This is a genomic window from Pseudomonas sp. 05N433, from assembly GCF_056396925.1.
In genome coordinates this window covers 143,972-154,189 of record NZ_JBFTML010000014.1, presented here as the reverse complement: position 1 = coordinate 154,189, position 10,218 = coordinate 143,972, and the positions used below count along the sequence as shown (strand labels likewise).

Sequence of the window (10,218 nt, the reverse complement as noted above, 5' to 3'; positions counted from 1 at the left end):
ACCACCTGATCCCATCCCGAACTCAGAAGTGAAACGATGCATCGCCGATGGTAGTGTGGGGTTTCCCCATGTGAGAGTAGGTCATCGTCAAGATTAAATTCCGAAACCCCTATCTGCGTATGCAGGTAGGGGTTTTGTTTTGCCCGCAGAAAAAGTCTACTTCTCTGGCAACACAAAAATGCACAGTTATTTTCGAGTCAGGACACTAGAATAGGTCCAACATTTTTGGAGCCAGAGCCTTTATGCCAGATCCGGTTGACGCCCCTAGGCTGTCAGATTTACCACTGGACGGTTTGGTGGCGTGTCATGAGTGCGACTTGCTGATGCGCAAGCCTGAACTCGCCCATGGTGAGAAGGCCATTTGTCCACGCTGCGGTTATGAGCTGTATGCCCATCGGCACAATGTCGTGCAGCGCAGTCTCGCCTTGGTCATTGCCGCACTGTTGTTGTATATCCCCGCGAACTTTTTACCCATCATGCAACTCCATCTACTCGGGCAGTCATCGAATGACACTGTCTGGAGCGGTGTTCTCGGTTTGTTCGATACCGGTATGCAGGGCGTAGCAGCAGTCGTATTTCTCTGCAGCATGGGGATTCCGCTGCTCAAGCTGCTCTGCCAATTGGTGGTGCTGCTGAGTATCCGATTCAATATCGGACGCAGCTACGGTTTGCTGCTCTACCGCATTTATCACCATCTTCGGGATTGGGGGATGCTTGAGGTTTACCTCATGGGCGTGCTGGTCGCGATCGTCAAATTGGCCGATATGGCGGCGATTACCGTAGGTCTTGGTTTGGCGTGCTTCATCAGTTTGTTGTTGGTCCAGGTCTGGCTGGAAGTGGTGATGTCGCCGCACCAGATCTGGCAGGCATTATCAGGAGAAGATGCCCATGCGGGCGATTGATGCGGGCATTCTGATTTGTGCCGAATGCCACGAGTTGAACAAGCAGGAAGCTGGCACCGACGAGCAGGTCTGCACCCGCTGTGGTGCGTTGGTTCATGCGCGCCGACCGAACAGCCTGATGCGTACCTGGGCGCTGCTGGTCACCGCTGCGATTATTTACATCCCGGCCAATGTGCTGCCGATCATGACCGTCAGTTCCCTGGGGCAGGGTGATCCGAGCACCATCATGTCCGGCGTGATCCAACTGGTTCAGCACGGCATGATTCCAATCGCGGCTGTGGTTTTTATCGCCAGTATTCTGGTTCCTACGTTCAAACTGGTGGGCATCGGGTTGCTGCTGTTTTCGGTGCAGCGCCGCCAGCCACTCTCCGCGCGCCAACGTATATGGATGTACCGCTTTATCGAGTTCATCGGCCGCTGGTCGATGCTGGATATTTTTGTGATCGCCATCCTGGTGGCGGTTGTGAATTTCGGACGGCTAGCCAGCGTCGAAGCCAACCTTGGCGCCATCGCCTTCGCCTGTGTGGTGATTCTGACGATGCTTGCCGCAGTAACTTTCGATCCCCGACTGATTTGGGATAACACGGAGTCGGACGACGACCATGACTGATTTGCCTACAGCGAAAACCCGACCGGCCTCTAACTGGTCTGCCATTTGGGTATTGCCCCTGATCGCCTTGCTCATTGGCGGTTGGCTCGCCTGGCGTGCCTATAGCGAGACAGGCATTGAGATCCATGTGCGCTTCGAAAGCGGCGAAGGTATTCAGGCCAACAAGACCGAAGTCGTTTACAAAGGTATGTCGGTCGGTAAGGTGAAAGCCCTCACACTCGATGACGAAGGCAGCTCCAAAGGCGTGATCGCCACCATCGAGATGAATAAGGACGTGGAGCAATACCTCAGAACCAGCACGCGTTTCTGGCTGGTCAAGCCGAGCGTAACCCTGGCCGGTATCACGGGCCTGGAGACGCTGGTCTCGGGTAACTATGTGGCTGTCAGCCCGGGAGAGGGCGAACCGACCCGCAAGTTCAAGGCCCTGGCCGAAGAGCCGCCGCTGTCGGACGCCAAGCCTGGTCTGCACCTGACCATCAAGGCTGATCGTCTCGGTTCGCTGAATCGCGGCAGCCCGGTGTTCTACAAGCAGATCCAGGTCGGTCAGATCAAAAGCTATTTGCTGTCCGCGGACCAGAACACCGTTGAACTCAAAGTCTTCATCGAACCGACCTACGCCAGCCTGGTACGCAAACACACGCGTTTCTGGAATGCCAGCGGTATCAGCATCGATGCCAACCTGTCCGGTGTGAAAGTGCGTAGCGAGTCCCTCGCCAGCATCGTCGCTGGTGGTATTGCGTTTGCTACACCGGAAAACCGCAAGGACAGCCCGCCCACCGATCCAAGCCTGCCGTTCCGTCTCTACGAAGACTTCGATGCAGCCGCCGCCGGTATTCGGGTCAAGGTCAAACTCAGCGATTTCGAAGGCCTGCAGGCCGGTCGTACACCGGTGATGTACAAAGGCATTCAGGTCGGCAATCTGAAAGCGCTCAAGATTGACCCGGACCTCTCCAGTGCAACCGCCGAGCTGACGCTCGACCCATTGGCTGAGGATTACCTGGTCACCGGCACACAGTTCTGGGTGGTCAAACCATCAATTTCGCTTGCCGGTATCACCGGTCTGGAAGCATTGGTCAAAGGTAACTACATCGCCGTGCGCCCTGGCGACAAGGGTGGCGCACCGCAGCGCGAGTTCGAAGCACGGGCCAAGGCTCCGCCGCTGGATCTGCGTTCGCCGGGCCTGCATCTGGTGCTGTTCACCGAAAACCTCGGCTCACTGGAAGTCGGCAGTCCGATTCTCTACAAGCAGGTCAAGGTGGGTTCGGTGCAGAGCTACCAGTTCTCTCGCACTAAAAAACAGCTGATGATCGGTGTGCACATCGAGAAGGAATACGAGGGGCTGGTCAACGCCTCGACGCGCTTCTGGAATGCCAGCGGTATTACGCTGACGGGTGGACTGACCGGCGGCATCCAGGTCAAAAGTGAGTCTTTGCAAAGCCTGATGGCCGGCGGCATTGCTTTCGAAACCCCGGAAGCCAAAGCGCCGTTGCAGAAGCGCATTCCACGTTTCCGTCTGTTCGCCAGTCATGAAGAGGCAAACCAGAAAGGCGCCGTGGTGACCATCAAGGTCGATCGCGCCGATGGTCTGCGCACGGGCACGCCGATCCGGTTCAAAGGCCTCGACGTCGGCAAGGTCGAAGACGTCGACCTCAGCGACGACCTGCAATCGGTGCTGCTGACTGCGCGAATCACGGAAGTGCCGGAGCGTATCGCTCGAGTGGGCAGTCAGTTCTGGGTGGTCAAACCTGAATTAGGTCTGATCAAGACGTCCAACCTTGAGACGCTGGTGACCGGGCAGTACATCGAAGTGCAACCGGCGCCGAAGAATCTCGGTCCGCAAAAGGACTTCGTAGCGCTGACCAATCCTCCGGAAACCGCCAAGGAAGAGGCCGGTTTGAGCCTGGTATTGAGTGCAGCTCGTCGAGGCTCGCTGAAGACCGGTGTGCCCGTCACCTATCGCGAAATCACGGTGGGCAAGGTGACTGGCTATGAGCTGGGCCAGACGGCGGATCGAGTGTTGGTACACATCCTGATCGAGCCGAAGTACGCGCCATTGGTGCGCAGTGGCACGCGGTTCTGGAACACCAGTGGTTTTGGTTTTGACTACGGCTTGTTCAAAGGCGCAACCATACGCACCGAATCGCTGGAGACGCTGATCCAGGGCGGTATCGCCTTTGCCACACCGGATGGCGACCGCATGGGTGTCCCGGCGCGGCCCGAGCAAACGTTTCCGCTGTTCGACAAGTTTGAAGATGAATGGCTGACTTGGGCGCCGAAGATTTCTATCGGTAAGTAACCTGAGGTTAATTTGGCGTTTATCAGGACGTCTTCGCGGGCAAGCCTGCGAAGACGGTCTACCAGACGCCGACGTCTCCGGTGGCTTATCATTAGCCCCCTAACGACGCCCACCCAAGGTTCCCCCGGCATGCTGGCTATTTTCCTCGAAACCCTGAACATCACTGCGCCGGTGTTTGCCATGCTGTTTCTGGGTGTGCTGCTCAAGCGCATCGACTGGATCAACGACAACTTCATCCATACTGCGTCGGCCCTGGTGTTCAATGTCACCATGCCGGCGTTGCTGTTTCTGGGCATCTTGCATGCCGACCTGCACGCTGCGTTGCAACCGGCGCTGCTGATCTACTTCTCGGTCGCGACCCTGATGTGTTTTGCAATTGCCTGGGGTTGGGCGATCTGGAAATGCCCGCGGGAAGATCGGGGCATTTACACCCAAGGCGCGTTTCGCGGCAATAACGGGGTAATCGGCCTGGCCCTGGCGGCGAGCATGTACGGCGACTATGGCATTTCCCTTGGGGCGATTCTCGCGGCGCTGGTGATCCTGTTTTACAACACGCTCTCAACCATTGTGCTGGCGGTCTATAGCCCGGTGATCAAGTCTGATCCGTGGAGCATCTGCAAAAGTGTGATGGCCAATCCGCTGGTCATCAGTGTGATTGCAGCCGCACCATTTGCCTGGTTCCAGATCGGCTTGCCGGGATGGCTGGAGAGGTCCGGTCAATATTTGGCGCAAACCACCTTGCCATTGGCATTGATCTGCATCGGTGGCACGTTGTCGCTGGCGGCAATGCGCAAAAGCGGCACGATGGCGCTGAGTTCAAGTCTGGTGAAGATGATCGGCCTGCCGGTACTGGCGACACTCGGCGCCTGGCTCTGGGGCTTTCGTGGGGCGGAGTTGGGGATTCTGTTTCTGTACTTCGGCAGCCCGACCGCCGCGGCCAGTTTCGTCATGGCCCGGCAGGCCAATGGCAATCATGAGCTGGCGGCGGCGATCATCGTGATTACTACACTGATGGCGGCGGTCACCACCAACATCGGGATCTTTTTGTTGCAGTGGGGTGGGTGGATCTAACCTCGGGATTTGCGGCGTTCTTCAGGTCGCCTACTCCGGCTTCTGATAGGTGTCGATCACTTCCTGCGCCGCCCGAAATGCATCGATCGCCGCCGGCACACCGGCATACACCGCGCAATGCAGCAGCGCTTCGCGAATCTCTTCCACCGTGCAACCGTTGTTCAACGCACCGCGCACATGGCCTTTCAATTCTTGCGGGCACTTCAACGCGGTCAGCGCAGCGAGAGTGATCAGGCTGCGGGTTTTCAGCGGCAAACCTTCACGGTTCCACACGCCGCCCCAGGCGTGCTCATTGACGAAGTCCTGCAGCGGCTGGGTGAATTCGGTGGCGTTGCCCAGGGCGCGGTCGACGAACGCGTCGCCCATCACTTGGCGGCGGATTTCAACCCCAGGCTTCTTATCAGTGCTCATGGCATTTCCCTCTTGTGGTGTTGGCGACGCCAGGCGCGAAGCGAGGTGAACAGCAAAAACGCCACCAGCGCTGGCAGGACGAAAAACAGCATCAGGTGTTCAAGCTTGCCGGCCAGTGGCATGCCCGCGGTGAACGACACCACGTGCAGCCCATAGGCCAGGTACAAGCCCAAAAACAGCAGGCCTTCGGCGCGGGTCACCCGGTAGCCGGAATAGAACACAGGCAGGCACAGCAGCGCGACTCCAAGCATCACCGGCAAATCGAAATCCAGCGCGTTGGGCGAGACCGACAGTGGTGATGGCGCGATCAATGCGGTCAGCCCGAGCACGCCCAAGAGGTTGAACAGGTTGCTGCCGATCACGTTGCCCACCGCGATGTCCCGCTGACCGCGCAGCGCGGCGATCAACGAAGTGGCCAGTTCCGGCAGGGAGGTGCTGACGGCGACGATGGTCAGGCCGATGATCCGCTCCGACAACCCCAGGTCGGTCGCGACCGCCACCGCGGCGCCGAGCAACAAGTGCCCGGCGAACACCAGCATCGCCAGCCCGGCGACAATCATCAGCAGGCTGCTGAACCACGGTGCCTGCGACGCTTCATGAGCCCCTGATGGCGGACGGGTCGAGTGCCGCGACTGGCGCAGCAGCAAGCCCAGGTACAGCGCCAGCGCGGCCAGCAGCATCATGCCGTCGACCCGATTCAGTTCTTTGTTCCACGCCAGTACGAACACCAGCAGGCTGGCGCCGATCATCAGTGGAATATCCAGACGCACCAATTGTCGCGAAACCCGCAATGGAGTAATCAGCGCCGAGAGCCCGAGGGTGACGAGGATGTTGAAGATGCTGCTGCCGATCACGCTACCGACGGCGATGTCGGCGTTTTGCGCCAGGGTGGCTTGCAAGCTGACCGCCATCTGCGGTGCGCTGCTGCCGAGGGCCACGATGGTCAGGCCGATGATCAGCGGCCGCACATGCAGGCGCGCGGCCAGGCGTACCGCGGCGCGCACCATCAGTTCGGCGCCGGCGATCAATAAAAACAGACCGCAGAGCAATTCAATCACGCTGATCAGGGGTAAATCGGCCAGTCCGAAAATAGTCAGCGCTCCATCTATCAGTCGTCGAGGGCTTGCACGCGAACCTTCGCGGTGCCACTGCGCAGCATGCCCAACTGTTCGGCCGCTTCACGGGACACGTCGATCAGGCGCCCGCGAGAATACGGTCCACGGTCGTTGATGCGTACCACGCAGGATCTGTCGTTATTCAGGTTGGTAATCTTCACCCGGGTGCCGAATGGCAACTGGCGATGGGCAGCGGTCAGGCCATGCTGGTTGAAACGCTCACCGCTGGCGGTGTTTTTGCCATGGTGCTTGGCACCGTAATACGAAGCCGTGCCGGTCTTGTCGTAGCCGTGTGGATCGATGGTGTCGGTACTGGCACAACCGGCCAGCAGAGAGAGTAAGGCGCAAGCGCTGAGCAGACGTTTCATTTGGACGGCTCCCAAAATAAATGTGGCGAGGGAGCTTGCTCTCGCTCGACCGAGAAGCGGTCGCAAAATCGGCTGATGCATTCTCGCTGAAAGAGTGCGGTTGCCGATTTGGGCCTGCTTCGCAGACCAGCGGGAGCAAGCTCCCTCGCCACAAGGAATGGAGCCAATATTGAGAGTTGGCTCCATTCTCATCAGCCTTCGAGCTTGCTTTTAAGCAGTTCGTTGACCTGTTGCGGGTTGGCCTTGCCTTTGGAGGCTTTCATGGCCTGGCCGACGAAGAAGCCGAACATCTTGCCGCGTTTGGCTTCGTCTGCCGCGCGGTACTGTTCGACCTGTTCGGCGTTGGYCGCGAGCATTTCGTCCAGTACCGCCGAGATCGCGCCGGTGTCGGTCACTTGCTTGAGGCCGCGTTTGTCGATGATTTCGTCCGCGCTGCCTTCGCCGTTGGCCATGGCTTCAAACACCACTTTGGCGATCTTGCCGGAGATAGTGTTGTCCTTGATGCGCAACAGCATGCCGCCCAGTTGCTCGGCCGAAACCGGCGACTGGTCGATGTCCAGGCCTTGCTTGTTCAGCAGGCTGCCCAGTTCAACCATGACCCAGTTGGCCGCCAGTTTGGCGTCGCCACTGATGCTCACGACTTTCTCGAAGTAATCGGCTTGTTCGCGGCTGGTGGCCAGTACGCTGGCGTCATACACCGACAAACCGAACTGCTGCTGGAAACGCTCGCGTTTCTGCGGCGGCAGTTCCGGCAGGGTGGCGCGCACCTCGTTGAGGAACGAGTCCTCGATGACCACCGGCAGCAGGTCCGGGTCGGGGAAGTAACGGTAGTCGTTGGCTTCCTCTTTGCTGCGCATCGGACGGGTTTCGTCCTTGTTCGGATCGTACAGGCGGGTTTGCTGGATCACTTTGCCGCCGTCTTCGATCAGTTCGATTTGGCGTTGCACTTCGCTATTGATCGCCTTCTCGATGAAGCGGAACGAGTTAACGTTCTTGATCTCGCAGCGAGTACCGAACTCGGCCTGGCCTTTCGGACGGATCGACACGTTGCAGTCGCAACGCAGCGAGCCTTCGGCCATGTTGCCGTCGCAGATGCCCAGGTAGCGTACCAGCGCGTGGATAGCCTTGACGTAAGCCACGGCTTCCTTGGCGCTGCGCATGTCCGGCTCGGAAACGATTTCCAGCAACGGCGTGCCGGCACGGTTCAGGTCGATGCCGGTGGCGCCGCTGAATTCTTCGTGCAGGCTTTTACCGGCGTCTTCTTCCAGGTGCGCGCGAGTGATGCCGACGCGTTTGACCGTGCCGTCTTCGAGGGCGATGTCCAGGTGGCCCTTGCCGACGATCGGCAATTCCATCTGGCTGATCTGATAGCCCTTGGGCAGGTCCGGGTAGAAGTAGTTTTTGCGGGCGAACACGTTGTGCTGACCGATCTCGGCATCGATGGCCAGGCCGAACATCACCGCCATGCGCACTGCTTCCTGGTTCAGCACCGGCAATACGCCGGGCATGCCGAGGTCAACCAGGCTGGCCTGGGTGTTCGGCTCGGAACCGAAGGTGGTGGAACTACCGGAAAAGATTTTCGACCGGGTGGTGAGCTGGGTATGAATCTCCAGCCCGATCACGACTTCCCATTGCATGTGTTTCTCCTCAGAAGCCGGTTGGGGTGCGGGTGTGCCAGTCAGTGTTTTGCTGATACTGATGGGCAACGTTCAACAGGCGACCTTCCTGGAAATACGGGGCGAGCAGTTGCACGCCGACCGGCAGGCCATCGACAAAACCTGCAGGCATGGACAAGCCCGGCAGACCGGCGAGGTTGGCGGTGATGGTGTAGACGTCTTCCAGATACGCGGCGACCGGGTCGTTGTTCTTGGCGCCGAGCTTCCAGGCCGGGTTCGGCGTGGTTGGGCCGAGGATGATGTCGACCTCATTGAAGGCGGCCATGAAGTCGTTCTTGATCAAGCGACGGATCTTCTGCGCCTTGAGGTAGTAGGCGTCGTAGTAACCGGCCGACAGTGCATAGGCACCGACCATGATCCGGCGCTGCACTTCCGGGCCGAAACCTTCGCCACGGGAGCGCTTGTACAGGTCTTCCAGGTTTTTCGGGTCTTCGCAGCGATAGCCGAAACGTACGCCATCGAAGCGCGACAGGTTGGAGGACGCTTCCGCCGGGGCGATCACGTAGTACGCAGGAATCGCGTGCTGCATGTTCGGCAGGCTGATTTCCTTGATCACGGCGCCGAGCTTTTTCAGCTCTTCAACGCTGGCCATGATCAGGTCGGCGATGCGCGGGTCCAGGCCTGCGCTGAAGTATTCCTTCGGCACGCCGATGCGCAGGCCTTGCAGCGAACCGTTGAGGCCGGCGCTGTAATCAGGCACGGGCTCGTCGATGCTGGTGGAGTCCTGCGGGTCGAAGCCGGCCATGCCTTGCAGCAGGATCGCGCAGTCTTCGGCGGTACGGGCCAGCGGGCCGCCCTGATCGAGGCTGGATGCGTAGGCGATCATGCCCCAGCGCGAAACACGACCGTACGTCGGTTTCAGGCCGGTTAGGTTGGTCAGCGCAGCGGGCTGACGAATGGAGCCGCCGGTGTCGGTGCCCGTTGCCGCCGGCAACAGACGAGCGGCCACCGCCGCCGCGGAACCGCCGGACGAACCGCCCGGAACATATTCCAGGTTCCACGGGTTTTTCACCGCGCCGTAGTAGCTCGACTCGTTGGCCGACCCCATGGCGAATTCGTCCATGTTGGTCTTGCCCAGAGTCACGGCCCCGGCAGCGGCCAGTTTGGCGACCACGGTGGCGTCGTACGGCGCCTTGAAGTTGTCGAGCATCTTCGAGCCGCAGCTGGTGCGGATGCCCTGGGTGCAGAACAGATCTTTGTGGGCGATCGGCGCACCGAGCAGGGCGCCGCTCTCACCGTTGGCCCGACGTGCGTCAGCGGCTTTCGCCTGCTGCAGTGCCAGGTCTTCGGTGAGGCTGATGAAACTGTTGAGCTGCGGGTCGAGCTGGGCGATGCGCGCCAGCAGGACTTTGGTCAGCTCTTCGGAGGAAAACTTTTTATCGGCGAGTCCGCGGGCGATCTCGGCCAGAGTCAATTGATGCATTGCAGGCTCTTTCCCTTTAGTCGATGACTTTCGGAACCAGGTACAGGCCGTTTTCGACCGCTGGTGCGATGGACTGATAGGCCTCGCGATGATTGGTCTCGGTCACGACGTCTGCACGCAGGCGCTGGCTGGCTTCCAGTGGGTGGGCCAGCGGCTCGATACCGTCGGTATTGACCGCTTGCATTTCGTCGACCAGCCCGAGAATGCTGTTCAGGGCCGAAGTGATGTGTGGAAGATCGGCATCATTGAGGCCAAGGCAGGCCAGATGAGCGATTTTTTCCACGTCGGAGCGTTCAAGCGCCATGGGAATCTCCAGTGGAAAACAAAACGGACCGCGTCCGTGTGT

General features: G+C 59.4%; 10 protein-coding genes and 1 rRNA gene. 5 read left to right on the top strand and 6 right to left on the bottom strand.

The genetic code is table 11. The annotated features are described in order from the left end of the window. The 5 genes from rrf to AC1DIS_RS10485 all read left to right on the top strand — a co-directional run. Positions 1 to 93 (top strand): 5S ribosomal RNA (rrf, locus tag AC1DIS_RS10505); the annotation flags it as partial. Positions 94 to 242: 149 nt separating this feature from the next. After that, entirely contained in the window at positions 243 to 902 is a 660-nt protein-coding gene (locus tag AC1DIS_RS10500; RefSeq protein WP_477743238.1) for a paraquat-inducible protein A, read from the top strand. Continuing rightward, a complete protein-coding gene (locus tag AC1DIS_RS10495) occupies positions 889 to 1,512 on the top strand; it encodes a paraquat-inducible protein A (protein WP_477743239.1) in 624 nt (207 codons plus the stop codon). The genes AC1DIS_RS10500 and AC1DIS_RS10495 overlap by 14 nt, the downstream gene beginning before the upstream one ends. Beyond that, on the top strand, positions 1,505 to 3,808 hold the full coding sequence (locus AC1DIS_RS10490; RefSeq protein WP_064620337.1) for a PqiB family protein: 2,304 nt from the start codon (positions 1,505 to 1,507) through the stop codon (positions 3,806 to 3,808). The genes AC1DIS_RS10495 and AC1DIS_RS10490 overlap by 8 nt, the downstream gene beginning before the upstream one ends. 129 nt (positions 3,809 to 3,937) lie before the next feature. Next, complete coding sequence (locus AC1DIS_RS10485) at positions 3,938 to 4,879, top strand: AEC family transporter (protein WP_018927222.1); 942 nt, start codon at positions 3,938 to 3,940, stop codon at positions 4,877 to 4,879. Positions 4,880 to 4,909: 30 nt separating this feature from the next. Here the strand turns inward: AC1DIS_RS10485 and AC1DIS_RS10480 are convergent, their stop codons facing one another. The 6 genes from AC1DIS_RS10480 to gatC all read right to left on the bottom strand — a co-directional run bounded on the left by AC1DIS_RS10480 (position 4,910) and on the right by gatC (position 10,176). Further along, positions 4,910 to 5,290 carry a carboxymuconolactone decarboxylase family protein gene (locus AC1DIS_RS10480; protein ID WP_007941215.1) on the bottom strand — a complete coding sequence of 127 codons (381 nt, stop codon included), beginning with the start codon at positions 5,288 to 5,290 and terminating at the stop codon, positions 4,910 to 4,912. Beyond that, the gene (locus tag AC1DIS_RS10475) at positions 5,287 to 6,348 is read right to left on the bottom strand and encodes a calcium/sodium antiporter (RefSeq protein ID WP_064620328.1); all 1,062 of its coding nucleotides are present in this window, start codon (positions 6,346 to 6,348) and stop codon (positions 5,287 to 5,289) included. Before AC1DIS_RS10475 ends, AC1DIS_RS10480 begins: the two co-directional genes overlap by 4 nt. Positions 6,349 to 6,398: 50 nt before the next feature. Continuing rightward, complete coding sequence (locus AC1DIS_RS10470; protein ID WP_064620325.1) at positions 6,399 to 6,773, bottom strand: septal ring lytic transglycosylase RlpA family protein; 375 nt, start codon at positions 6,771 to 6,773, stop codon at positions 6,399 to 6,401. 191 nt (positions 6,774 to 6,964) lie between these two features. Beyond that, the gene (gene gatB, locus AC1DIS_RS10465; RefSeq protein ID WP_477780864.1) at positions 6,965 to 8,410 is read right to left on the bottom strand and encodes an Asp-tRNA(Asn)/Glu-tRNA(Gln) amidotransferase subunit GatB; all 1,446 of its coding nucleotides are present in this window, start codon (positions 8,408 to 8,410) and stop codon (positions 6,965 to 6,967) included. Between the two features lie 10 nt (positions 8,411 to 8,420). Next, positions 8,421 to 9,872, bottom strand: coding sequence for an Asp-tRNA(Asn)/Glu-tRNA(Gln) amidotransferase subunit GatA (gene gatA / locus AC1DIS_RS10460; protein ID WP_018927218.1), 1,452 nt, complete (start codon positions 9,870 to 9,872; stop codon positions 8,421 to 8,423). A gap of 16 nt (positions 9,873 to 9,888) precedes the next feature. Then, positions 9,889 to 10,176: an Asp-tRNA(Asn)/Glu-tRNA(Gln) amidotransferase subunit GatC gene (gatC, locus tag AC1DIS_RS10455; protein ID WP_007901429.1), complete on the bottom strand. Its 288-nt coding sequence runs from the start codon at positions 10,174 to 10,176 to the stop codon at positions 9,889 to 9,891. Positions 10,177 to 10,218: the final 42 nt, after the last annotated feature.

Excerpts from the sequence above, each read along its gene's own strand:
- gatA (WP_018927218.1), bottom strand. The coding sequence starts at position 9,872 with ATGCATCAATTGACTCTGGCCGAGATCGCCCGCGGACTCGCCGATAAA.
- gatC (WP_007901429.1), bottom strand. The coding sequence starts at position 10,176 with ATGGCGCTTGAACGCTCCGACGTGGAAAAAATCGCTCATCTGGCCTGC.
- AC1DIS_RS10500 (WP_477743238.1), top strand. The coding sequence starts at position 243 with ATGCCAGATCCGGTTGACGCCCCTAGGCTGTCAGATTTACCACTGGAC.
- AC1DIS_RS10485 (WP_018927222.1), top strand. The coding sequence starts at position 3,938 with ATGCTGGCTATTTTCCTCGAAACCCTGAACATCACTGCGCCGGTGTTT.
- AC1DIS_RS10480 (WP_007941215.1), bottom strand. The coding sequence starts at position 5,290 with ATGAGCACTGATAAGAAGCCTGGGGTTGAAATCCGCCGCCAAGTGATG.
- AC1DIS_RS10490 (WP_064620337.1), top strand. The coding sequence starts at position 1,505 with ATGACTGATTTGCCTACAGCGAAAACCCGACCGGCCTCTAACTGGTCT.
- AC1DIS_RS10495 (WP_477743239.1), top strand. The coding sequence starts at position 889 with ATGCGGGCGATTGATGCGGGCATTCTGATTTGTGCCGAATGCCACGAG.
- AC1DIS_RS10470 (WP_064620325.1), bottom strand. The coding sequence starts at position 6,773 with ATGAAACGTCTGCTCAGCGCTTGCGCCTTACTCTCTCTGCTGGCCGGT.